Origin of the sequence: Vibrio sp. 10N.222.55.C6 (assembly GCF_041473395.1) — a bacterium.
Lineage (GTDB): Bacteria > Pseudomonadota > Gammaproteobacteria > Enterobacterales > Vibrionaceae > Vibrio > Vibrio crassostreae_C.
The window spans coordinates 1-416 of the sequence record NZ_JBFRSD010001130.1 but is presented as its reverse complement, the minus strand read 5'-3'; the positions used below and the strand labels follow the sequence as shown (position 1 = coordinate 416).

The window sequence follows — 416 nt, the reverse complement described above, 5'->3', positions numbered from 1 at the left end:
GTCTTTTTAAAATCCCCCACCAATGGGGGGTTGGAACGGATGTAATTAGCTTAGAAGAGTACGTTTCGTTTACTAGTCAGTTCTTAATGGAATATTTTCCCGATTACGAGGTTAAAGCGGTTATCGGGCATGACGACGAACGAAGTGTGGATGTCAAAACGGGAGCACATGCGCACTACTATTTATCTGGTCGAAACAACCAGACAGGTAAATATGACTTGAGAAAGACTCAGATTAAGGTCGTCAATGAGTATATTAAGCGAACGGCACCTGACACCAAATTATTACCTGATGATGGGAAACTGACGAGGAAGTTGAGTCAAAAATTTGGTCGTTACTTTCAAAAAATGTTATTTGACTATGCTAATCAGCACCTATTTGTTGATAAAGGCTTGGTAGCAAAGCTTGCTCCAGAG

At 40.9% G+C, this 416-nt stretch carries 1 pseudogene; it reads left to right on the top strand.

The features are described from left to right. A pseudogene (locus AB4486_RS27850) lies at positions 1-416 on the top strand (hypothetical protein); the annotation flags it as partial.